Genomic DNA, 21,653 nt, shown 5'->3' with positions numbered 1-21,653 from the left:
TGGTTCACGGGCAAATGAAAGGCTGCTATATGGAATATTGAACAGGCTTGATGCCTGTATGCTCATCATCCAGAGCGCCCATCACGCGCTTAAGAATCAGATTCTCATAGTGAGCGAACCCGGCGTCCCTGATGCGCGGACGGCCAAGCTGAATCCGTTCGTCCAGCGTAATCTGACCGTCTTCAATCAGCAGCACGCGGTCGGCCAGCGCAACGGCTTCACTGACATCATGCGTGACCAGAACAACGGTGAACCGCTGTTCTTCCCATAATCGCCCGATCAGCTTCTGCATATCGAGCCTGGTCAAGGCGTCGAGCGCGCCGAACGGTTCATCCAGCAGCAAGAGACGCGGATGTCCGGCGATCGCCCGGGCCAGGGCGACCCGCTGCTGCTGGCCGCCGGACAGCACACCCGGCCATTCCCCGGCGCGTTCTTCAAGGCCCACAAGCCGCAGCGCCTCCAGCGATTTGGACAGATCCCGGCCCGGAGCGCCAATCCGGACATTATCGACTACCTTCTTCCACGGAAGCAGCCGGGATTCCTGAAACAGCACCCTCGCCTGCGGATCGATTCCGGCCACGGTTGTTTCGTCCAGAATCACCGAGCCGGATGATGGCATCTCCAGCCCCGCGATCAGGCGAAGAAGCGTACTCTTGCCGCATCCGCTTTTGCCGACCACTGCAATGAATTCGCCCGGTTCCACCGTCAAGTCGATCCCGCCCAGCACATGCTTCTCTCCGAATTTCTTCCGCAGCTGCTGCGCCTGTATTGAAAACCCTGCTATGCTTCTCTCCATGCCCTTGTCTCCATCTCCTATCGCTTGCCGGTAAAGTTCGGGTGCCAGCGCAGCCAGCTGCGTTCCAGCCATTTAGCCAGACTGTCCGACAGCTTGCCGAGCAGCGCGTACAATAAAATACTGAGGACAATAATGTCCATCCTCATATATTCGCGCGCGTTCATCGCCATATATCCGATACCGGAATTCGCCGCAACGGTCTCCGCAACGATCAGGGTCAGCCACATGATGCCGAGCGATTGGCGGACGCCCACAAGAATCGATGGAAGCGCACCGGGAAGGATGACGTGAAGATATAAGGGCAAGCCCTTATATCCGTACACTTTTCCCATCTCAACCAGCTTAGGATCGACGGAGCGAATGCCGTGAAACGTATTGAGATAGATCGGGAAAAATACACCCAGCGACACAAGCAGCACCTTCGTTCCCTCACCGATCCCAAACCACAGAATCACAATGGGAATCAGCGCAAGATGAGGGATATTCCGCACCATTTGAATGGTTGTGTCAAGCAGCATCTCCGCCCTCGCCCATACGCCGTTAAACAGCCCGAGCGCAAACCCGATGAACCCGCCAATCAGAAAGCCGATAACGGCTCTTTGAGCACTGATGCCGACGTTCCGCGCCAGCTCACCATTTTTCAGCAAATCGACAAAGGTGCGGGCCACCTGAAGCGGCTGAGGCAGAATGTTACCGGCCACGATACCCGTCGTCGTGGAAATATGCCAGAACACGATGATCAGGGCCGGCAGCAGCCACGGCACCGCCGATCGAAGGGCTGACTTTCTTTGTCTGTCGCTCATGATCCCCTCCTTCTCCTTCAGCCCGGTTATTTCTTCTCCAGGATGCCGGCGATGTCTTTGTCAAACGCGTGGCTCCAGGCAGCCGATACATCAAGCTTGCCGGGCAATTGTCCTAGTGTAGTGAAGGTATCGGCAATATCCTGCTGAGATGCGATGGCCTCATCCGAGATCGCCTGCAGGGCAAGCGGACGCTGCTCGTCCCCTTTGGTCAGCGTATCCAGAACATCCTCCTTCTTCTGGTTGGTCTTCTCTGCCGTTATTTCGGCCCACTGCTCCCGGTTGGCGCGGGTCCACTCATAATACTTGGTCAGCCGCTCGAGAAAATCGGCCACAGCCGCATGCTTGGCCGGATCATCGATCGCATTGTTGTTGACGGCCACCGGAAAGTTGCCGGATAAAATATCCTTGGCGCTTGCCAGCGTAGTTGCTCCGTTCTGATGCGCAGCGGTGATTGAATTACTGTAGCTGGCCAGAGCGTCAACCTTGCCGCCGACCAATGCCGTCAGCCCTTCGGCCGTTGTCAGCTTGACAGGCTCGATGTCTTTCCAGGTCAGACCGGCAGCTTCCAGCATTTTGACAAGAAAGTACTGGGAAGTCGTGTTCTGAACGTAGGCCACCTTCTTGCCCTTAAGCTCCGCTACGGATTTAATCGGAGAGCCCTTCGGGATGACCAGTTCCTGCAAAAGTGTATTCCAGCGCTGTACGCCGACAATCTTGAAGTTCCCCTGGTTCGCAGCCTGGGAAGCGAAGATAGGCGGAATTTCGCTCGTAATCGCGAAGTCCAGCTGGTCGGCGGCGATTGCCTCCAGTTCCAGATTACCTCCCTGGAAGACGCTGAACTCCAGTTTGTACGGCGTATCGAGCAAGCCCGCCGCCTTGAAGCCCTCTTCCCATTCGGACCAGCCGACCTGGCCGACCCGCAGCGTTACGCCGCTGAGATCAACGGATGGCTCGGTAGAGGCCTGAGCAGACGCTTGAGCCGCAGTGGATTCGGAAGAAGCCTTTGATGCGGGTGCTTCCGACGAGGCCGAGGAACCGGATGAATTCGATGAGCAGCCGGAAACCGCCAGCACTGCGGACAATATCAACAACAGCAAGAAAGAATGCGTGTACCTTATTTTTCTCATGAACAAGACAACCACCTTTTCTAAATATATGGATATGGACTTAATACGGGTAATAAAAAGGGAATGGCAGCCGCTCAGCAGCGGCCGGCAGGCTCAACGCTTCGCGTCCCGCCCTGTCGGCGGCGCGGATGGCCACGGCCAGACTTGCGCTGTCGGCCGGGAAGGCGAAGCCGCCGTCAGGCTGAATAATAAGAGTGTCCTCCGCCACCCGGCGGATTTTGTCGTCCGTCTGTCCGGTTATGCCGAGTTCGGCCAGCGTTACAGGAAGTTCATACTTTCGGAGCACGGCGATGATACTGCCGATATCGTTCCGGCCTTCGAGGATAGACTGTACGATCAGGCAGAAGCCCACCTTCTCCCCATGCAGCGCTCCGTGAGCATCGGGAAGATTGGTCAGACTGTCGTGAACCGCATGGGCCACGAGCGCCCGGCGCCCTGTCCCGCTCACGGTGCCCGCGAGGCCCGTCAGGACGATGATGGCGTCCGTCACCTCTTTGAACGCATCGCTGGCTCTGCCGCCTCCGGCGTCCGAATAAGCTTCGATTCCCGAGCGTTCGATCGCCTCAAGCGCCAGCTTGGCCGGATGCAGGCTCAGCACAATATCCGCGCGGCCCTGACCATCCTGCAAATTGAGGGCCACCTCATACCATTTCGCCAGCGTATCTCCGATGCCGGAAGCGAAGTAACGTCTTGGCGCTTCGGCCAGAACAGCCGTGTCGGCGACGACAATCCGGGGCGATGCTTTCAGAAACAATGGACCGGCCGAGTTGCCTTCATCGTCATGCAGAATACTCAGCGCCGACCAGGCTGCGCAGGTCGCAGCCACGGTCGGAACGGCTACCACCGGCAAGCCCGTACGGTCGCCTACCGCCTTCACGAGATCAAGCACCAGTCCGCCGCCAGCGCCGATGAGGAAATCCGGTGCGGCCTCGGCAACTTTTTCAGCATACCGATTAATATTGGCAAGAGATACTTCCCCCTGATTAATCTCAACAACCGCGTGGATTCCCGCCTCCTTCAGACTGGCTTCAAGCGGCGCACCAATCCGCTTCAGGGCGGCCTTACCTCCGATGATATACGCCTTGCTTCCAAGCTCCGCAGCCAGAGTTCCCGTCCGGGCGATTGCGCCCGGCTCGTTCACATATACGGCAGGCGATTTAAACGTCAGCATGGGCCATTTTCTCCTTTCAGCGTCCTCTGCCATGAGGGGTGTTCCACTGGCTCAAATCGGGGCCCTTGGGCAAAATCCGGTAAGGATTCGCGCCTTCCGATGTCAGAAGCCCGGATAGATGGTAATGCCGCTTGATCGCGTCAAAATCCGTTGTGTCTCCGAAACCGGGAGTCTGGTATAAATCTCTGGCATACGCCCATAAGTGGCGATAGTCGGCAATGCGTCTCCGGTTGGCCCGGAACGCGGTGTAATAGGCGGCGTCGAACCGGACCAGGGTCGTATACAACCGCACATCGGAATCGGTTAACCGGTTGCCGTGCAGATAGCGGCGCGTTGACAGACGCTCCTCAAGCTCATCCAGGCGCTCGAACAATACATCGTAGGCTTTCTCGTAAGCCTCCTGCGACCGGGCGAAGCCCGCTTTGTATACACCGTTGTTAACATCATGAAAGATTCGCTCGTTCAGCTCGTCGATTTCCGCGCGCAGATCTGCCGGATACAAATCAGGTGCGCCTGCTTTATGAAAGGGAGCCCATGCTGTCTCCAGCTCATTGGTCAGCCGGAAGTAGTCGTTGTTGACCACTTTTCCGGTCCTAATCTCGACTACAGCGGGAACGGTTGGACGCCCCGTGTAACCGGGATCGGCCGCAAGATAGGCTTCGCTCAAATAGCGGATGCCGAGCACCGGGTCTGTGCCTCCCTCATCCAGAGTGAACGCCCAGTCCGTATGCGGCAGATCCGGCCGGATCGGGTCCGCCGTTCCAAGGCTGATGGCCTCTTCCAGCCCAAGCAGGCTGCGGACAATCACCGCGCGATGCGCCCAGGGGCAGGCGGCCGACCATAGAAGCCGGTAGCGTCCCGCTTCCACGGGCAGCTCATCAGGACCGCTCCCGAAAGGGACGGCAAACCGGTTCCGCTGCCGCTGGAACGAGCCGTCCCGTGAAATCTCAACCGGTGTTGCTTTTGCCGAATTCGTCATAACCCTCACCCTTTGCTTAAATGTTCCCGCCCGTGCGGGGTGTTCCATTCCTGCTTATCCGGCCCCTTCGGAAAGATGCCGAAAGGATTGGCCGCAAATCCCCTTAAATGCGGGGAAGCATGATAGCTGCTTCGGATCGCTTCGAAATCCGTCGTGTCACCAAAGCCCGGAATCTGGTATAGATCGCGCGCATAGCCCCAAAGATTGGGGAAATCGACCAGCCGATTCCGGTTCGTGTTGAACACGGGATAATAAGCCGCGTCAAACCGTGCGAGTGTCGTATACAGCCGCACGTCAGAATCCGTCAGATGGTCGCCGAAGAGATACCGGCTGCTCTCAAGCCGCTGTTCCAGCTCATCCAGACGGGCGAACAACTGGTCATAGGCTTGTTCGTAAGCCTCCTGCGAGTGCGCGAAGCCCGCTTTGTACACGCCGCTGTTGATATCCCGGAAGATGATGTCGTTCAGGACATCAATCTCTTCCTGAAGCCGTTCCGGATACAGATCCGGCGCACCTTCTCTGTGGAAGGGAGCCCAGACCGTCTCCAGATAGTTGGTCAGCCGGAAATAATCGCTGTTGGCTCCCCGTCCGGTCTGTACATCGACTACGATGGGCACTGTCGGCCTTCCTTTGTAATCCGGGTCTTCTGCGTCGTACACTTCCTTGATGTAGCGGATTCCCAGTACGGGATCGACGCCTCCCTCGTCAAGCGAGAATTCCCAGCCGAATTCCGTCCGAAAATGGCTCGCCGTGCCGAGGCTGATCGCTTTCTCCAGGCCCAGCAGTCTGCGCACAATCACCGCCCGATGTGCATAAGGACACGCCTTCATCCACAGGAGCCGGTAGCGTCCCGCTTCCGGCCGGTGTTCCCCGGGGCCGTAGCCGAAAGGAACGGTGAACAGATTTTTCTGGGGAACAAAGCTGCCGTCAGAACGCAGCTCTTGTTCAAATACGGGATGCTTTTTCGCGACACCCATTTCATCGCCTCCTTTGCTGCTTAACTGCGCCTATTGCTATTGCTGCGCTGCGTGCTATTCGATAAATCCCATCTCGTCTACCTTGCTCTCATCCAGATACAAGGCCATGCCGGTCTTCATCCTCCGGAAGCCAAGATGACGGTAGAAGCTCACTTTGTCGGGATGCGTGTACAGAATCACATTGCAATGCCGGACCGCAGTCAGCAGATCGTCAATAATCAGGCGGCCCAGGCCATGTCCGTGATAATCGGGGTCGAGGGCGATATTGTAAATGGCAGCCTGCAGAACGCCGTCAGAGACAGCTCTGCCAAAGCCGATCAGCCGATCCCGGTCCCCGTCATAGAGAAAAGTCGTGGCATAGCTGTGCTCGAATGCCTCCTTGTGCACATCCGCCGCCGCATTCGACAGTCCGAAATGGGACATCAGCTCCGCGACCCTCTCCCAGTTCGTGTTCAGACAGCTGTTACGAATCTCAATGTTCATCTCATGCCAGCCTTTCTGTCAGCTCAGTCGCTCGCGCCCGTGGGCCGACGTCCACAGGGAGAGGTCCGGACCTTTGGGCAGAATGCGCAGAGGGTTGCTGGCGATGTCGCCAAGGTGATAGCCTTTTTTGATCGCATCGAAATCCGTGGTATCTCCGAATCCGGGCGTCTGATACAAATCACGGGCGTAGGCCCATAAATTCGGGAAGTCGATCAGCCGGTTGCGGTTCGTCCGAAAGACCGAGTAGTAGGCGATGTCGAAGCGGGCCAGCGTCACATAGAGCCGGACATCCGAATCCGTGATGGAGCTTCCGAACAAATATCGCTGTCCAGCCAACCGCTTCTCCAGGTCATCGAGCCGGGTGAACACCGTATCATACGCCTGTTCATAAGCCTCCTGGGACCGGGCGAAGCCCGCCTTGTACACGCCGTTGTTCACCTCATGGAACAGAATATCGTTCAGAGCGTCGATCTCCTCCCGAAGCTCAGCCGGGTACAGATCGGGGGCCCCTTCTTTGTGAAATGGCGACCAGGCTGTTTCCAGATCATTCGTCAGTCTGAAATAATTGTTGTTGACGACCTTTCGGGTAGTTAAGTCCACAACAGTCGGCACGGTTGCACGCCCTTGGTAATCGGGGTCCGTCTCCTTGTAAATCTCGGGTAAAAAGCGGATGCCCAGCACGGGATCGACGCCATCCTTGTCAAGCGAGAACTCCCATCCTTGCTCCGTACGCACCGGGTTGGCCGTGCCTACGCTGATTGCATCCTCAAGTCCCAGCACAGCTCTTACGATAATCGCCCTGTGCGCCCAGGGGCAGATCGGCGCCCACAGCAGCCGGTAGCGACCGGGTTCCGGAGGAAGCTCACCGACACCTGTTCCGAAAGCTGTAACGAACCGGTTGGTCTGGCGGACAAAAGCGCCGCCGCTGCCGACCTCGCGCGTAAATTCGGAGGCGGCGTTCTGTACAGTGGTCATTGGATGATCCTCCTTTTTCAAATTCATAGTAATCTGATGTGTTTTACTTTTTACCAGATTCTACTTCGAAACTGGGATGAAATATAGTAAAAATCAGAACAGGACAGGAAAGCGGAGAGCAAAAAGTTATTGACAGCAAAAGCGATCTAGCGATTTAATCAATATTAATCAGATGAATTATATCGGATTAAACAAAAAAGGAGGTCGTTTCTTATGACTCCGGCCCCGGGGCAACGCTTCAAATACCTTCCGTTTCAGCCTTCCTTCAAAAAGTCGCTGCCTACCTACACAGAATTCATTGAATCTACCCCTTCCTTGTTAAGCGAAGGCATTCAATATTTCGGATTTCATCTGGATGCCGGGCATATCGACAGCATGTTCATTCTGCCCGACGGCTGCCTGGATATTGTAATCTGCTGCTATCCGCAACAACCCTCGGCCAATATTTGCGGCAGCATTGTTCGGCGGAGACAGGGGATCTTCGTCAGACCGGACTGCGATTATTTCGCCATCCGGTTTCTGCCGGGGTATGCGGAGCGGTTCCTCAAATATCCGGTCAGCGAATTTACCGAGAATGAAATCCCCCTGCAGGATGTTCTTCCGCACGCGGACAGATTGCTTGAGGCGGTTGCTGCCCAGAGCAGTTTCAGCGAACGCATCCGCGCCTTCGAAGCGTTCTACACGGAGCATTACAGCAGCAAGCTTGACACGCCGGCACTGGTGGAATATTTGACCGAAAAAATCATCGGAGGCAAAGGAACTGTGCCCATCGGCGATCTCGCTGCGGATACGGGTTATTCCACGCGGTACATGCATAAAACCTTCGAACGTTACATCGGAGTATCGCCCAAGCTGTTCAGCAGAATCATCCGTTTTCAGCATGTGCTGAACGCCCTGGAGAAGCCTCACGGAGCCGAGACGCTAGACGGGATTATGGAGCTGGGCTATTTCGATCAGAACCATTTCATCAAGGAATTCAAGGAGTTCAGCGCTGTGACGCCGACCAAATACTTGAAGCGGTCCGGATTGCTGATGGATTAACGGAGGAGATATGCGGAAGTGCAGCGAAGCCGGTCTTGCCCATAAAAAACGCCGCGCAGGGCTTGTGCCCCGCGCGGCGGCTTACGGATGAAATGAACCGTTTCGTGATGGAACGTGATGGATCGCCTGAAAATATGATCTACTCCCGGCTCTCCTATTCCTGGCTTTCTGGTTCCAGGTTTTCCGGCTGCTGGGTTTGCGGTTTCGCAGCAAGAGAAAGCTGGGCGCCAGTCGGCTCCGCCTCTCTGCTCTTGCTCTTGCTTTTGGTCAAGCCCTTGATGATCTGCTCCACATCGATACCCGACACGCTCTTCAGCATCTCCGGAGCCGTGGCCATCAGCCCGGTCACATAATTGCTGACACGGGCTGCCCCTTCTCCGTTGCCCGTATCTACAACCGTCAGCTTGTCGATGGACGACAGCGGCTGGGCGATCTTGCCGGCCAGCTCGGGCAGCATCTTCACGATGATGTCCAGCACCGCGGCCTCGCCGAACTTCTGGAACGCCTCGGCCAGCTTCTCCTTGGCCTCCGCCTCGGCCAAGCCTCTCAGCCGGATTACTTCCGCTTCGGCTGTACCCTTAGCCCGCTCGGCATCCGCCATCGCCTGACCTTCCAGACGCTTCTGCTCCGCCGTAGCCTTCGCCTGAGTCTCGATGCTGTACTGCACCGCGTCTGCCTCGCGCATCTTCCGCACCCGTTCGGCTTCCGCCGCCTGCTCTACTGCGTAACGGTCAGCCTCCGCCTTCTTCTTCACTTCTGCGTCATACTGCTTCTCCCGGATCAGAATTTCCTTCTCCTGCAGGTCAATCTCCCGCATTTTACGCACAAGCTCGACCTTCATCTGTTCTTCGACAGCCGTCTGCTTGGCCCGCGCCTCCTGGATATGGTACGCCTGGTCGGCTTCCGCCTTGGCCGTATCCTGATCGCGTTTGAACCCGGCGATCTTCAGCTGGTTATCGCGTGACGCTTCCGCGATATTCGTATCGCGCAGCAGCTCGGCCTTCTGCCCCTGCTCCTCGGCGCTCGCCTTCTGGATTCGCGCATCCCGCAGCGCCTCGGCTTCCGCGATCTCGGCATCCCGCTTCACCGCCGCAATCCGCGGCTTGCCGAGCGCTTCGAGGTAACCATGCTTGTCGCGGACATCCTTGATGGTGAAGGAGACGATCTGCAGCCCCATCTTCTTCAAATCCCGGGCAGCCACTCCCTGCACCTCCTGCGCGAACCGGTCGCGGTTGCGGTACACTTCCTCCACGGTCATCGTGCCGAGGATCGCCCGCAGATGGCCTTCCAGCACCTCCTGGGCCTCGGCCTTCAGCGATTCGATCGGCTTGCCCATGAACTGCTCGGCGGCCGTCGCCACGTCTTCGACGGAGCTGCCCACCTTGATGATGGCTACGCCGTCCGCTATGACGGGTACGCCCTGCTCCGTATACACCTCCGGCGTCGTAACGTCCAGCTTGTGGGAGAGCAGCGACATGAATTCGGCCTTCTGGAACACAGGCAGAATGAAAGCGCCTCCACCACGAACGATTTTGATTTTTCGCCCGGAGCCGTCATCAGAGATGTGGCTTGATCCGAGAAAAGAGCCGGTAACGATCATGGCCTCATCGGGACCGACGGTTTTGTACCGGGCCCAGAACGCAATCCCGAGCACAATCAGGACGGCGATAACCACAGCGGGAATCAGCAGATAGTCGGGTAGTCCGTACATTACAAATCCTCTCCTCTTCGTTCATCTAGTGCGGATACAAGGGCAACACCGTCTTTCACTTCCACGATGACCGCTTTGGCCCCCGTTGGAAGTGGATGCCGGTCAAAGCTGGCGGCGGTATGAAGGGTATTCGATGCGCCGAACTTGACCATAACCTCCCCGTAGCCAAGTGCCGGAACCGGGACGGTAATTTCGCCGATCCGGCCGGGAAGCTCCTGCATGGAGAAGCCTGTCGACATTTCGCTGCGCTCCATCGGCTTCACCACGCCTATGTACACGGCGCCGCTGAGCAGGACGGCAACCATCAGGGAGAGCACGAGGACAGGCCCTCCGGCGAGTCCCGTATACCGGGTCAGCAGGATGCCCGCACCGCCGAACACCGTGACGCCAGCCGCCAGAACGGTCGGACTGATGACGTCCACAGACAGAAAGTCGAGCATTCCTCCCAGCGCATGCCCGATCCAGTCGCCCGCGAGCAGCGTCACGAGAGCGAACAAAATGCCAAGCGAAAGGCAGCTTAAGTAAAGAGTCTCCATAATCTTTTCCTCCCGGCCAGACTAATCCTTCACTATTATTACGTATATGCAGGCGGATTGGTTTCAAAAAACTGGATTTATTGCCGGATTGCATACAAAGAAGAGCGCAGCCTCTCGCCGCGCCCTTCCTGCATTTCACACTGTTATGCCGCGGTTTACAGCGACATTTTATAAATTTCCACGGTGTCCTCGCGATCCAGCTTGCGGAAGTTGCCGAAGGGGCCGAAGCGAACCGCCTTCTCCGCCATTTCATCAATCCGGCTGTCGTCGATATCATAATCCCCCAGCCGGCTCGGCGCCCCGATGGAGTCCCAGAATTTCCGCAAGGCATCGATGCCTTCCTGCCCGGCTTCGCTTGCGCTCTTGCCGGAAGGGTCCACGCCGAACACGCGGACTGCAAACTGCTTGAACCGCTCCGGATTGGTCTCCAGATTATACTTCATCCACTGCGGGAACAGAATGGCCAGGCCGCCGCCATGCGGAATATCGTACACGGCTGATACAGCGTGCTCGATATTATGCGTTGCCCAGTCGCCCGCGAAGCCCATGCTTACCATGCCGTTCAGCGCCATGGTTCCGCAGTACAGAATCGTCTCCCGCAGCTCATAATTCTCCAGGTCTTCGACCAGCTTCGAGCCGGCCTCCATCATGGTGATCAGGAGCGATTCGCAGAAGCGGTCCTGAACCGGTGTATTCGGATCGTTGTGGAAGTAATGCTCCAGCACATGGGTCATCATGTCCACGACGCCGTACACCGTCTGGTCGCGCGGCACCGAGAACGTATGCTCCGGGTCCAGAATGGAGAAGACCGGATAGGAGTGCGGGCTGCCCCAGCCCATCTTCTCCTCGGTCTGCTCATTCGTGATAACCGAGCCGTTGTTCATCTCGGAGCCGGTAGCCGCCATCGTCAGAATCGTGCCGAGCGGCAGCGCATCCTGGGGAGCCGCCTTGCGCTCCACGAAATCCCACATATCGCCTTCATACTTCGCGCCGACGGCGATGGCCTTGCCACAGTCAAGCACGCTGCCGCCGCCAACCGCCAGAATCAGATCGATGTTCTCGTTCCGGCAGAGATCGACCCCTTTATGTACGGTAGACAAGCGGGGGTTCGGCTCAACGCCGGGCAGCTCGGTGATGTTCGCGCCGACGCCTTTCAGAATGGCAACCACTTTATCGTACAGACCGTTTCGCTTGATGCTGCCGCCGCCGTAGAGAAGAAGCACATTCTTTCCGTAGCGGGGAACCTCCGTCTTCAGCGCTTCGAGTGTGCCTTTGCCGAAGATCAGCTTGGTCGGGTTGTAAAATTGAAAATTGCGCATAGGCTGTGCCTCCTAACCGTATTGTTCCGGGTTTGTCCCGGATGACGCGAAATCTATTATAATCTACCCATTTTGCACATTCAAATTTGCTCTTCGTTAAAAAAAAGCCGGCGGCCTCTCCTTTCGGAGAAACCGCCGACTGCAAGTTCCCGATCTGTGAGAGTCGGGGCTGTTGGCAAGATCAAGACCAGCTGCCTGGTTCTGTTATTGAACCGTGCCGAAGCTCTTGAGGAACGCGCGGAAAGCCGCACGGCCTTCCGGTGTAACCTTGTAGACTCCCGCATGCTCCAGAATCTGTGCGAATTTAAGGCCAACTTCGTTGCGCAGGATGCCGATCGCCTCTTCACGGTCAAGCGAGGTGCCGAAGCGTTCCACCAGCTGGCCGATCCAGTGGGCATGCTGGGCAAGGCGGTGATCAGCCGAAGCACGAACCGCTTGAAGCTCTTCTGCGTTGCCCACCAGAATGCTGGCAATGTCATCAAGCTCGTCCTTAAGACGTCCCGGCAGGATGGCAAGACCCATAACCTCGATGAGGCCGATGTTCTCTTTCTTGATATGGTGCATTTCGCGGTGCGGATGGAAGATGCCCTCCGGATGCTCCTCGCTTGTACGGTTGTTGCGGAGCACCAGGTCCGCCTCATAGCCGCCGCTTGCGCTCCGGCGGACGATTGGCGTAACCGTGTTATGCGGCACACGCTCGCCGTTCTCTTCGCTGAAAGCCAAAACATCGGCGGAGGGGTCGCTGTATCCCTTCCAGGCTTCGTACAGGTCGTTCGCGCATTCCAGCAGCACGGCCTGGTCTTCGCCCTGAAGCCGCACAACGGACATTGGCCAGTTCACCATCCCGAGGGATACGCCCGGATAAGACGGATGGGTGAACGACTGCTCAATCGGCGCCTTCTGAAGTGCGAAGGTATGGCGGCCGCCCTGAAAATGGTCATGCGTCAGAATCGATCCGCCGACGATCGGCAGGTCGGCATTCGAGCCGATGAAATAATGCGGGAAATCGCCCACAAACGCCAGGAGACGCTTTAAGGTATCCTTGGTCAGCTTCATCGGCACATGATCGTGATGGAACACGATGCAATGCTCGTTGTAGTACACATAAGGCGAGTACTGGAAGAACCACTTCTCCTTGTTCAGCGTGAGCGGAATCGCCCGCAGATTCTGGCGAGCCGGGTGATTCAGACGTCCGGCGTAGCCGATGTTCTCCCGGCAGAGCAGGCATTTCGGATAGACCGGAGGCGGAAGCAGCCGGGCCATCGCGATTTCCTTCGGATTCTTCTCCGGCTTGGACAGGTTGATCGTCATCTCCAGATCGCCATAAGACGAAGGCTGCAGCCAGTAGACATTTTTGGAGATGCGGTCCATCCGGATATAGTTGGAGTCGATGCTGAGCTGGTAGAAACGGTCCGTCGCGGCGGCAATGCCTTCTGTCTCCGCCAGCGTGACGAACTCCCGGTTGATCTCCGAGGGACGGGCCATAAGCTGGCCCATGATTTTCGCGTCCAGGAGGTCCCGGTACGTGTCGGTGTTCTCCGGGATCAGCCCGATTTCGACGCCGTAATCGATAAGGGCGTCCAGCGGAGCTTGAGGTCCCTCAAGCTCCGTCAGATCCGGTTCGCCGTCATAAGGCTCGCTGAAGCCGAACTGCTCCAGCAGCCGGTTGCGGCCGTAGTCGGTGTCTGCCGGCTCGATGAGCCGCCGGCGGGAGGCGAAGAGCACGAGTTGATCGATCGCAATAAGGGCGCGCTCAGCCCCTTCTGTTCTGTTCCGTTCGTTAGTCATTGCGTTGTTCTCCTTCGGTATGGAAGGCTCCGCTAGAGAGCCGTCAAATTCATGCTTCGCCGTAACCCTGCGGATGGGAGGAATGCCAGCTCCAGGCGCTCTGGATAATGTCCTTCAGATCGGCGCGGGCCGGATTCCAGCCCAGAACCGTGCGGGCTTTCTCCGAGGAGGCTACGAGCACAGCGGGATCGCCGGCGCGGCGTTCCTGAATGACGACCGGAATTTCGAGTCCGGTGACTTCCTTCGCCGTCTCGATTACCTCTTTGACGGAGAAGCCTGTGCCGTTGCCCAGGTTAAAGAAGTTGCTGCTGTTGCCGCCGCGCAGATAGTTCACGGCCCGCACATGCGCGTCAGCCAGATCGCTCACATGGATGTAATCCCGGATGCAAGTGCCGTCTTCCGTCGGATAGTCTTCGCCGAAGACCGCGATGCTCTCGCGCTGCTTCAGGGCAGTCTGGAGCACTAGCGGAATCAGATGGCTTTCGGGACGGTGGTCTTCGCCGATCTTGCCGCTTGCATGGGCGCCTGCGGCGTTGAAATAGCGAAGCGCCACATATTTGATGCCCAGCACCTTATCGAACCAGGACATCATCCGCTCCATCGTCAGCTTCGTCTCCCCATATACATTGGAAGGCTGTGTGCGGTCCGTTTCTTCAATCGGCACCTTCTCCGGTTCCCCGTAAGTGGCCGCTGTCGACGAGAAGACGATTTTGTTCACGCCAGCCTTCTGCATGCCTTCGAGCAGACACTGAGTGCCGTACACATTGTTGTCGTAGTATTTGACCGGGTCCTTCATGCTCTCGCCAACCAGCGAGCTGGCCGCGAAATGAATGACCGCGTCGATGTCGTTCTCGGCGAACAGCTTGGCAAGCAGTTCCTTGTCGCGAAGATCGCCCACGTACAGCCTGCCTCCCAGAAGGGATTCGCGGTGACCGGTCACCAGATTGTCCAGCACCACCACATCTTCGCCTCGTTCAAGCAGTTCCGCTACCGTATGGGAGCCGATATAACCCGCTCCGCCTGTTACCAAAATAGCCATCTACCTTCCACTCCTTCCGATTCTTGCGCCCCCTAGAGAGGGCGTACTGTATTGGGGTGACGCTTATGTCTGTTCTGCGCCAAGATGCATTACAGGCAGCACATGGAATAATCAGACAAGGGTAAGCTGTTCGATTCTCCCCCAAGAAGGATGTTCCCTCTTTCGGGGCGAAATACAAGAGCGGTTGCCAAGCGTATGATCAGGGCTGCTCTGTATGAATAAAAACCGCTTACCGTCTTGCTCCATCCCGCCTCTTGCGCAGTAACCTTGCTGCCGCTTACGCTTTGCTGTACGGTTATAGTATAATAAAAGGTGTCATCGCCTGTAATGCAATCATGTGTGTAATGTATGGATAAATGTGACTTCACCAGAAATTGATCCGAGAAAGGAACTTGCGGATGGAACACTCCTACTCCGTGGCTTCAAACCCCGTCTATTATGAGGAACAGAATCTTCACGTCCTGTTCGCGGGCGAGAGCCAGACGCTGCCGAGGCACCAGTTGGGGCCGAAAATATACGATTACTTCCTGCTCCACTGCATCGAGCAGGGGGCGGGATCTTTCCGTACGGAGTACCGTACTTACGAGCTGGGTCCCGGCGACTGCTTCCTGATCCATCCCGGCCAGCTCGTGAGCTATGTCTCCGATCCGGACACTCCCTGGAAATACCGCTGGACGGCCTTCTCCGGAACGGAAGCCGGAAGGCTTGTCCATGAAGCCGGCTTCTCCCCCGAGCAGCCGGTGGCATCCTGCGGCGAGGGAAGCGTGATCCCCGGCTCCCTGGCCGGCATTATGGAAGCCTTCCACAGCGGACAGGAGAGCGGGCATCTGACTTCGCTGGGCTATTTGTATCTCATGCTTGGAGAAGCGGCCGGTATGCTGAAGGCCCATTCGCGTCTGCCCGGCAGAGACTCCCAGGTCAAGCGGACAGTCAAGCAGATGATTCATTATATGTCGTCGCAGTACGCGCATCCGGTGTCCATCGAGCTGATGTGCTCAAGCCTCGGCTATAACCGGGCTTATCTGTCGCGGGTATTCAAGGAAGAAACGGGGCTGTCGCCCGTTACGTATCTGCTCAAGCTGAGGATCGACAAATCGAGGCAGCTGCTTCGCGAGCGTCCCGAGCTGTCCGTGGAGCAGGTGGCGGCGTCGGTCGGCCTGACCGACGCCCTGTATTTCTCCCGCCAGTTCAAGCGGTTCTGCGGGCAGTCGCCGACGGCCTACCGTGCTGTCACCGCCCGCCAGCCGGAGGGCAAGCTCACATAGAGCCGTCAGGCCCGTCATTCTCCGGTCTCCGGGTTGAGAATGATATCGATACGAGAGAGTTCCTCACCGGAGAATTCAAGATTGGACAATGCAGCGACATTGTCCTCGATCTGGCTGACCCGGCTTGCCCCGATCAGCGCCGAAGTCACCCTTCCGCCGCGCAGCACCCACGCCAGCGCGAATTGCGCCAGCGTCTGTCCGCGGGCTGCGGCCATCTGATTCAGCAGCAGGACCTTGCGGATAGCTTCCGGCGTGACCTGGCTTTCACTCAGCGCAGCACCCGGCTTCGCCGCCCGGGAGTCGCCGGGAATTCCGTTCAAATATTTGTTGGTCAGCAGGCCCTGGGCGAGCGGCGTAAAGGCGATGGTTCCGGCGCCCAGCCTATCCAGCACATCCTGAAGTCCATTCTCGATCCAGCGGTCCAGCAGCGAATACCGGGGCTGGTGGATCAAGAGCGGTGTGCCGAGAGCCTTGAGAATGGCTGCCGCCTCCTCCGTCTGTTCCGGACTGTAGCTGGACAAGCCGGCGTAGAGCGCCTTCCCGGACTGCACCGCCTGGTGCAGCGCGCCCATCGTCTCCTCCAGCGGGGTGTCCGGGTCGGGACGGTGCGAGTAGAAAATATCGACATAGTCTACGCCGAGTCTCTTCAGGCTCTGGTCCAGGCTGGAGAGCAGGTACTTGCGCGAGCCCCATTCCCCGTAAGGTCCGGGCCACATATAATAGCCCGCCTTCGTGGATATGATCAGCTCATCCCGGTACAGAGACAAATCCTTCGCCAGCACCCGCCCGAACAATTCCTCGGCCGCGCCGGGGGGCGGGCCGTAATTGTTGGCCAGGTCAAAATGCGTAATCCCGAGATCGAACGCCCGCGTTATCATGTCCCTGCTGTTGTCGTAGGCGTCCGCACTGCCGAAATTATGCCAAAGTCCGAGCGATATCGCCGGCAGCTTAAGTCCCGAGTTCCCGCACCGGTTATACCTCATCAACTCATACCGTTCATCGCTTGCCAGATAAGCCATCGTCATCCCCGCCTTTGGTGTGGTATGTGTTTGCGGTTCCTAACTCTTATAAACGGCGGGAGCGAATCCGAATCTGGAATATGGCTTGGCGGGGCGGAATTCTAGGTCAGCAGTTCTCCGACACGGTCGAACACATGCCCGATCCGGTCCGTGATGATCAAATCGGCCCGTGAATCGTAGGCCGTCGGCTCCGCGTTGAGCATGACGGCATGTCTGCCCCGGAAATAGGCGGTCAGACTGGCCGCCGGCTGAACGGTTAGCGAGGTCCCGCCGATGATCAGCAGATCGGCCGCCGAGAGGGCCTGTATGGAATCCGTCAGCACCCTGCGGTCCAGCTCCTCCTCATACAGCACGACATCCGGCTTGATGACGCCGCCGCAGACCGGACAATGCGGAACCGTCTCCGCACTCTCAAGTATCGCTTCCAGCCCGTAAGGCCGCGAGCATTTCATGCAGTGATTTCGGTGTACGGAGCCGTGAAGCTCCAGCACGCGTGTGCTTCCGGCCTTCTGGTGCAAGCCGTCGATATTCTGCGTGACAATGGCGCTTAGGCGCCCCTCCCGCTCCAGCCGGGCCAGCAGCTTGTGCGCGCCGTTCGGCTCCGCGTCCGGATGCAGCATCTTGCTGCGGTAGAAGTCAAAGAACACCTCGGGCTTGCTCACGAAAAAACTGTGGCTGAGCATTTGCTCAGGTGGATACGGCGAGCTCTTCTCCGTCAGATACAAACCGGCTGCAGAACGAAAATCGGGAATTCCGCTCTCCGTCGAGGTTCCGGCCCCTCCAAAAAAGACTATGCTTGAGCTTTCCCCGATCCAGGAAGCCAGCGTTGACAAGGAATCCATCGCATGCAACATCCTTTCCCATCTCAAATTACGGAAGCACGGACAGCTCCCGGTAGTCACGGACGATCAGATCAGCGTCCGCCAGGTGCTCCGCGCTTTCCAAGTCTCCGGTTATGCCTACGGCCAGGCGCAGGCCCGCGCCCTTACCCATCTGCATATCCGCGTTGCTGTCCCCGATGATAACGGCCTCTTCTGGCGAAACGCCAAGCTCCCGGCAAGCCCTTTCCGCCATCTCCGGTGCGGGCTTACCCCGTTTCACCTTATCGCGAGTGACAACGGAGCCGAAATAGGCGGTGATGCCCAGCCACTCCAGATGCTCCGCCGTTGCCGCCGACTCGTCAGAGGTGACGACACCGAGCCGAAGAGAGGCTGCTGAGCATTCGGCAAGAAACCGCAGCAGGCCGGGCAGCGGCTTCGCCGAGCGCCGTTCCCGCAGACTGTTCATCGCGTCCTTCGCGATACTCATGACCCGGATGACCGCCTCGTTCCACGGCACTCCGGCGTTGTACAGCTGCCAGGCCAGAATGCCGTAGGACTGCTCTATCGTCGCCATCGACAGCGGGCCTGCCGGATCATAGCCGGTAATCCTCCCGTGCGCATCATGATATGTACCGAATACCTTGTCCTTCCCGATGGCGAATTCTGACCCCGACAGGGCCAATTCCGTCTCCAGACGGTCCAGGACATCCTGCGCCCAGGCTCCCCACATCTCCATCATGTCCAGCAGCGTGCCGTCCTTATCGAACAAAACAGCTCTGCAGGGCACCGAAATTCCGTTCACATATAGCTCAGGCATTCCTCACTTCTCCCTCCGAACATTATGCATCCGCCGATTCCTCCAAGCAGGCAGCAGCCCGTGTATGGCGCACGGACCACTGCCGGTATTTCTACCGAAGATTTCCCATCCAGTCCAGCATGGCCCGAACTGTCAATTCCTGCTGCCGCTCCGGAGTAATCGTCGCCTCCCCGTCGCCCTTCTGCGGGCCGTAATCCCCAAATTGGGCATGATTCCCGCCTTCCAGCGAGTAATAGACGGTGTTGTCAAGAAGGTAGGATCTGCCTTCACTGTACTTCACCCGGTCAATGATCTTGTCCTCGGTTCCCAGCACGGACAACGCTGACAGCGTGGTCGATTTCAGGCTGCCCTTATCGTCGGGATAAGAGGCCAGGAAGAACACGCCCGCCAGCTCGTCCGCATGCTTCGCCGCAAACCGGGAAGCCATGACGCCGCCGAGTGAATGCCCTCCGATCACAAAGGACATTCCGGGGTGAACCCGGATGATATCCTCCGCCGCTTCACTCCGGGTTACCGCCAGATTAAGCGGCATGACGGCGATGTAGACGGGATATCCGGCCAAGGCCAGTCTGCGGGCGAGCGTAGCGTAAGATTCGGCCTTGACAAGTCCCCCCGGGTAGAAAATGATGCCCATCCCGAGTGACACCCTAGGCTCGAAGGATATCCAGTTGTCATTCACTTCTACAGTAATTCCCCCGCCTGTCAACAGAGCCTTCTCGGCTGAGCCGTTCGGCTCATAAGGTCTTAAATACAGCCAGAGCGCCAGCGCCGCGGCAAGAACAACAGCGACCAGTACAATCAGCAATCCGCGCTTTTTGCGAAATGAGTTCACATCGTCAGCTCCCGGGTTATGAGGCATGCAGCTTTCTTTTCTCAAGGAAAATTATAGTGTAATCCCTTCATGCAAACAACCTTCTGCAAATTGCCATAATCATCCGCCGGGGCCTTCTCTCCTAGTGAAACAGATCACAACAGGGCTCCAGGAAAATGCGTACTTTTCAATTCAAATCAAAGAGGTGAGCCGATGGCGGGAATCTCTTTTTTATAGCGATACTTAACATTGCCCGGTAGAAAAAAAGCCGCTTCTGTGATAAACTCTACTATTAAACAAGGAGATTTTTTATAGAAACGGGCAAGATAAGGCCGTGTATTCCGTAACGCTCGGAACAAGACCCTGTTCTTTCTATAAATAGCGGCTTTGCCGCTCTTCGGAGAGCAGCGCGTTAACGCGTTGCATGAGGCAATTATTATGATTCATAAGGGGGAACCGAGTTCAGATGGCAGCCAAGAAAATGCGTTCTGACATGATTACGAAGGGCTTTGACCGGGCTCCGCACCGCAGTCTGCTGCGTGCGGCCGGCGTAAAGGAAGAGGATTTCGGCAAGCCGTTTATCGCGGTCTGCAACTCTTATATCGATATTGTTCCAGGCCATGTGCATTTGCAGGAATTCGGCAAGATCGTCAAGGAAGCGATCCGCGAAGCAGGCGGCGTACCGTTCGAGTTCAATACGATCGGTGTGGACGACGGCATCGCCATGGGCCACATCGGCATGCGCTACTCCCTGCCGAGCCGCGAGATCATTGCCGACTCGCTGGAGACCGTCGTGAATGCGCACTGGTTCGACGGCATGGTCTGCATCCCGAACTGCGACAAAATCACACCGGGCATGATGATCGGCGCGCTGCGCGTCAATATCCCGACGATCTTCGTCAGCGGCGGCCCGATGAAGGCCGGCGTGGACAGCAAAGGCCGCAAGCTGTCGCTCACCTCGGTATTCGAGGGTGTTGGCGCCCACCAGGTCGGCAAGATCAACGACGACGAGCTGCTGGAGCTCGAACAATACGGCTGTCCGACCTGCGGTTCGTGTTCCGGCATGTTCACCGCGAACTCCATGAACTGTCTGGCTGAAGCGCTCGGTCTTGCGCTTCCGGGCAACGGCACGATCCTGGCCGTTGCTGAAGAGCGCAAGGAATTCGTCCGCAAATCCGCGAAGCAGCTGATGGAGCTGATCAAGCTCGATCTGAAGCCGCGCGATATCGTCACCCAGGAATCGATCGACAACGCGTTCGCACTGGACATGGCGATGGGCGGCTCCACCAACACAGTGCTGCATACGCTGGCTATCGCACAGGAAGCGGAGATCGATTATCCGCTCGAACGGATTAACGAAGTTGCCAACCGCACGCCTTATCTTGCCAAGCTGGCTCCCGCTTCCGATATCTTCATTGAAGACGTGGACCGTGCGGGCGGTGTAAGCGCCGTGCTGAACGAGCTGCTGAAGAAAGAAGGCACGCTGTTCGGCGACTGCAAGACCGTAACCGGCAATACGCTGGCCGAGAACGTCCGCGGCCATGAAATCCAGGACACCAGCGTCATTCATACGCTGGACAACCCTTACTCCAAGGTCGGCGGCCTGGCCGTTCTGTACGGCAACCTGGCTCCGGAAGGCTCCATCATCAAGGTTGGCGCAGTCGATCCTTCCGTAGGCGGCTACCATAAGGGACCGGCCATCTGCTTCAACTCCCAGGAGGAAGCGCTGGAAGGCATCGCAGGCGGCAAGGTCAAGGAAGGCCATGTCGTCGTTATCCGTTACGAAGGTCCGAAGGGCGGTCCCGGCATGCCGGAAATGCTGGCTCCGACCTCGCAGATCGTCGGCATGGGGCTTGGCGCCAAGGTCGGCCTCATTACAGACGGCCGTTTCTCCGGTGCGTCCCGCGGCATCAGCATCGGCCATATTTCGCCGGAAGCGGCGGAAGGCGGCCCGATCGCTTTTGTCCATGACGGCGACATCATCGAGCTGGATCTGATCAACCGCAAGATCGAGCTGCTCGTCAGCGACGAAGAATTGGCCGAGCGCCGCAGCAAGGAGTGGAAGGAATTCGAGCCGAAGGTGAAGACCGGCTACCTCGCCCGCTACTCCAAGCTCGTGACGAATGCAAGCAAGGGCGGCGTGCTGAAGATTTAGTCTCTTCCGCCTCCCCCGGC

20 protein-coding genes are annotated in these 21,653 nt (G+C 57.6%); 3 read left to right on the top strand and 17 right to left on the bottom strand.

Features of this window, described 5'->3' with window-relative positions; all coding sequences use genetic code 11:
- Window positions 1-25: 25 nt before the first annotated feature.
- From KIH86_RS15030 to KIH86_RS14995, 8 genes are read right to left on the bottom strand one after another with little or no spacing between them, the layout of a single operon-like run.
- Window positions 26-796, bottom strand: coding sequence for an ABC transporter ATP-binding protein (locus KIH86_RS15030; RefSeq protein WP_223085136.1), 771 nt, complete (start codon window positions 794-796; stop codon window positions 26-28).
- A gap of 17 nt (window positions 797-813) precedes the next feature.
- Window positions 814-1,599 (bottom strand): ABC transporter permease subunit, encoded by a 786-nt coding sequence (locus KIH86_RS15025; RefSeq protein ID WP_223085138.1) that lies wholly within the window; start codon window positions 1,597-1,599, stop codon window positions 814-816.
- A 26-nt stretch (window positions 1,600-1,625) separates the two neighbouring features.
- On the bottom strand, window positions 1,626-2,726 hold the full coding sequence (locus KIH86_RS15020; protein ID WP_223085139.1) for an ABC transporter substrate-binding protein: 1,101 nt from the start codon (window positions 2,724-2,726) through the stop codon (window positions 1,626-1,628).
- 40 nt (window positions 2,727-2,766) lie between these two features.
- The gene (locus KIH86_RS15015) at window positions 2,767-3,897 is read right to left on the bottom strand and encodes an iron-containing alcohol dehydrogenase family protein (protein ID WP_223085142.1); all 1,131 of its coding nucleotides are present in this window, start codon (window positions 3,895-3,897) and stop codon (window positions 2,767-2,769) included.
- 16 nt (window positions 3,898-3,913) lie between these two features.
- Complete coding sequence (locus KIH86_RS15010; protein WP_223085144.1) at window positions 3,914-4,876, bottom strand: glutathione S-transferase family protein; 963 nt, start codon at window positions 4,874-4,876, stop codon at window positions 3,914-3,916.
- A 5-nt stretch (window positions 4,877-4,881) separates the two neighbouring features.
- Window positions 4,882-5,853 carry a glutathione S-transferase family protein gene (locus KIH86_RS15005; RefSeq protein ID WP_223085145.1) on the bottom strand — a complete coding sequence of 324 codons (972 nt, stop codon included), beginning with the start codon at window positions 5,851-5,853 and terminating at the stop codon, window positions 4,882-4,884.
- Between the two features lie 54 nt (window positions 5,854-5,907).
- Window positions 5,908-6,336, bottom strand: coding sequence for a GNAT family N-acetyltransferase (locus KIH86_RS15000; protein WP_223085147.1), 429 nt, complete (start codon window positions 6,334-6,336; stop codon window positions 5,908-5,910).
- An 18-nt stretch (window positions 6,337-6,354) separates the two neighbouring features.
- Window positions 6,355-7,311 (bottom strand): glutathione S-transferase family protein, encoded by a 957-nt coding sequence (locus KIH86_RS14995; RefSeq protein WP_223085150.1) that lies wholly within the window; start codon window positions 7,309-7,311, stop codon window positions 6,355-6,357.
- A 213-nt stretch (window positions 7,312-7,524) separates the two neighbouring features.
- Here KIH86_RS14995 and KIH86_RS14990 point away from each other — a divergent pair, with 213 nt between their 5' ends.
- Entirely contained in the window at window positions 7,525-8,352 is an 828-nt protein-coding gene (locus KIH86_RS14990; RefSeq protein WP_223085155.1) for an AraC family transcriptional regulator, read from the top strand.
- A 154-nt stretch (window positions 8,353-8,506) separates the two neighbouring features.
- Here KIH86_RS14990 and KIH86_RS14985 read toward each other — a convergent pair whose 3' ends face one another.
- From KIH86_RS14985 to galE, 5 genes are all read right to left on the bottom strand, one after another.
- Window positions 8,507-10,063: a flotillin family protein gene (locus KIH86_RS14985; protein ID WP_223085157.1), complete on the bottom strand. Its 1,557-nt coding sequence runs from the start codon at window positions 10,061-10,063 to the stop codon at window positions 8,507-8,509.
- Entirely contained in the window at window positions 10,063-10,599 is a 537-nt protein-coding gene (locus KIH86_RS14980) for a protease (protein ID WP_223085158.1), read from the bottom strand. Before KIH86_RS14980 ends, KIH86_RS14985 begins: the two co-directional genes overlap by 1 nt.
- Before the next feature lie 155 nt (window positions 10,600-10,754).
- Window positions 10,755-11,918: an iron-containing alcohol dehydrogenase gene (locus tag KIH86_RS14975; RefSeq protein ID WP_223085159.1), complete on the bottom strand. Its 1,164-nt coding sequence runs from the start codon at window positions 11,916-11,918 to the stop codon at window positions 10,755-10,757.
- Between the two features lie 204 nt (window positions 11,919-12,122).
- On the bottom strand, window positions 12,123-13,706 hold the full coding sequence (locus tag KIH86_RS14970; RefSeq protein ID WP_223085162.1) for a UDP-glucose--hexose-1-phosphate uridylyltransferase: 1,584 nt from the start codon (window positions 13,704-13,706) through the stop codon (window positions 12,123-12,125).
- Between the two features lie 49 nt (window positions 13,707-13,755).
- A complete protein-coding gene (gene galE / locus KIH86_RS14965) occupies window positions 13,756-14,745 on the bottom strand; it encodes a UDP-glucose 4-epimerase GalE (RefSeq protein ID WP_223085164.1) in 990 nt (329 codons plus the stop codon).
- Window positions 14,746-15,143: 398 nt separating this feature from the next.
- Between galE and KIH86_RS14960 the strand changes: the two genes are divergently transcribed.
- Entirely contained in the window at window positions 15,144-16,010 is an 867-nt protein-coding gene (locus KIH86_RS14960) for an AraC family transcriptional regulator (RefSeq protein ID WP_223085166.1), read from the top strand.
- Between the two features lie 14 nt (window positions 16,011-16,024).
- Here the strand turns inward: KIH86_RS14960 and mgrA are convergent, their stop codons facing one another.
- The 4 genes from mgrA to KIH86_RS14940 all read right to left on the bottom strand — a co-directional run bounded on the left by mgrA (window position 16,025) and on the right by KIH86_RS14940 (window position 19,499).
- Entirely contained in the window at window positions 16,025-17,029 is a 1,005-nt protein-coding gene (mgrA, locus tag KIH86_RS14955; protein ID WP_223085172.1) for an L-glyceraldehyde 3-phosphate reductase, read from the bottom strand.
- Between the two features lie 101 nt (window positions 17,030-17,130).
- Window positions 17,131-17,871: an NAD-dependent protein deacylase gene (locus KIH86_RS14950; RefSeq protein ID WP_223085175.1), complete on the bottom strand. Its 741-nt coding sequence runs from the start codon at window positions 17,869-17,871 to the stop codon at window positions 17,131-17,133.
- Window positions 17,872-17,899: 28 nt separating this feature from the next.
- Window positions 17,900-18,667, bottom strand: coding sequence for an HAD family hydrolase (locus tag KIH86_RS14945; protein ID WP_223085177.1), 768 nt, complete (start codon window positions 18,665-18,667; stop codon window positions 17,900-17,902).
- A gap of 91 nt (window positions 18,668-18,758) precedes the next feature.
- Window positions 18,759-19,499, bottom strand: coding sequence for an alpha/beta hydrolase (locus tag KIH86_RS14940; RefSeq protein ID WP_235775428.1), 741 nt, complete (start codon window positions 19,497-19,499; stop codon window positions 18,759-18,761).
- Window positions 19,500-19,944: 445 nt separating this feature from the next.
- Here KIH86_RS14940 and ilvD point away from each other — a divergent pair, with 445 nt between their 5' ends.
- Window positions 19,945-21,633 carry a dihydroxy-acid dehydratase gene (ilvD, locus tag KIH86_RS14935; protein WP_223085181.1) on the top strand — a complete coding sequence of 563 codons (1,689 nt, stop codon included), beginning with the start codon at window positions 19,945-19,947 and terminating at the stop codon, window positions 21,631-21,633.
- The last annotated feature ends 20 nt before the right edge of the window (window positions 21,634-21,653 follow it).

Origin of the sequence: Paenibacillus sinensis, assembly GCF_019904155.1 — a bacterium.
Lineage (GTDB): Bacteria > Bacillota > Bacilli > Paenibacillales > Paenibacillaceae > Paenibacillus_AQ > Paenibacillus_AQ sinensis.
The sequence above is the reverse complement of the archived record's forward strand: the minus strand, read 5'-3'. Positions and strand labels throughout refer to the sequence as shown.

Excerpts from the sequence above, each read along its gene's own strand:
- KIH86_RS15000 (WP_223085147.1), bottom strand. The coding sequence starts at position 6,336 with ATGAACATTGAGATTCGTAACAGCTGTCTGAACACGAACTGGGAGAGG.
- KIH86_RS15025 (WP_223085138.1), bottom strand. The coding sequence starts at position 1,599 with ATGAGCGACAGACAAAGAAAGTCAGCCCTTCGATCGGCGGTGCCGTGG.
- KIH86_RS14990 (WP_223085155.1), top strand. The coding sequence starts at position 7,525 with ATGACTCCGGCCCCGGGGCAACGCTTCAAATACCTTCCGTTTCAGCCT.
- KIH86_RS15015 (WP_223085142.1), bottom strand. The coding sequence starts at position 3,897 with ATGCTGACGTTTAAATCGCCTGCCGTATATGTGAACGAGCCGGGCGCA.
- KIH86_RS14970 (WP_223085162.1), bottom strand. The coding sequence starts at position 13,706 with ATGACTAACGAACGGAACAGAACAGAAGGGGCTGAGCGCGCCCTTATT.
- mgrA (WP_223085172.1), bottom strand. The coding sequence starts at position 17,029 with ATGGCTTATCTGGCAAGCGATGAACGGTATGAGTTGATGAGGTATAAC.
- KIH86_RS15020 (WP_223085139.1), bottom strand. The coding sequence starts at position 2,726 with ATGAGAAAAATAAGGTACACGCATTCTTTCTTGCTGTTGTTGATATTG.
- KIH86_RS15030 (WP_223085136.1), bottom strand. The coding sequence starts at position 796 with ATGGAGAGAAGCATAGCAGGGTTTTCAATACAGGCGCAGCAGCTGCGG.
- ilvD (WP_223085181.1), top strand. The coding sequence starts at position 19,945 with ATGGCAGCCAAGAAAATGCGTTCTGACATGATTACGAAGGGCTTTGAC.
- KIH86_RS14985 (WP_223085157.1), bottom strand. The coding sequence starts at position 10,063 with ATGTACGGACTACCCGACTATCTGCTGATTCCCGCTGTGGTTATCGCC.
- KIH86_RS14950 (WP_223085175.1), bottom strand. The coding sequence starts at position 17,871 with ATGGATTCCTTGTCAACGCTGGCTTCCTGGATCGGGGAAAGCTCAAGC.
- KIH86_RS14975 (WP_223085159.1), bottom strand. The coding sequence starts at position 11,918 with ATGCGCAATTTTCAATTTTACAACCCGACCAAGCTGATCTTCGGCAAA.
- KIH86_RS14980 (WP_223085158.1), bottom strand. The coding sequence starts at position 10,599 with ATGGAGACTCTTTACTTAAGCTGCCTTTCGCTTGGCATTTTGTTCGCT.
- KIH86_RS14995 (WP_223085150.1), bottom strand. The coding sequence starts at position 7,311 with ATGACCACTGTACAGAACGCCGCCTCCGAATTTACGCGCGAGGTCGGC.
- KIH86_RS14960 (WP_223085166.1), top strand. The coding sequence starts at position 15,144 with ATGGAACACTCCTACTCCGTGGCTTCAAACCCCGTCTATTATGAGGAA.
- KIH86_RS15010 (WP_223085144.1), bottom strand. The coding sequence starts at position 4,876 with ATGACGAATTCGGCAAAAGCAACACCGGTTGAGATTTCACGGGACGGC.
- KIH86_RS15005 (WP_223085145.1), bottom strand. The coding sequence starts at position 5,853 with ATGGGTGTCGCGAAAAAGCATCCCGTATTTGAACAAGAGCTGCGTTCT.
- galE (WP_223085164.1), bottom strand. The coding sequence starts at position 14,745 with ATGGCTATTTTGGTAACAGGCGGAGCGGGTTATATCGGCTCCCATACG.
- KIH86_RS14945 (WP_223085177.1), bottom strand. The coding sequence starts at position 18,667 with ATGCCTGAGCTATATGTGAACGGAATTTCGGTGCCCTGCAGAGCTGTT.